At 66.5% G+C, this 209-nt stretch carries 1 pseudogene; it reads right to left on the reverse strand.

Annotated elements, in window-relative coordinates:
- A pseudogene (locus B0D78_RS12460) lies at positions 1-209 on the reverse strand (F0F1 ATP synthase subunit alpha); the annotation flags it as partial.

The following is a 209-nucleotide window of genomic DNA, read 5'->3' on the forward strand; positions in this document are numbered from 1 at the left end:
ACTCCCAGTTGGCCTTCTGGTTGATGATCGTGTCGATCGCGATGGCCGTCTTGCCGGTCTGGCGGTCGCCGATGATGAGCTGGCGCTGACCGCGGCCGACGGGGATCATCGCGTCGATGGCCTTGATGCCGGTCTGGAGCGGCACGCTGACGCTCTTGCGCTCGATGATGCCGGGGGCCGGGGATTCGATGCGGCGCTCTTCCTTGGCG

The organism is Pyramidobacter sp. C12-8 (assembly GCF_002007215.1).
GTDB lineage: Bacteria > Synergistota > Synergistia > Synergistales > Dethiosulfovibrionaceae > Pyramidobacter.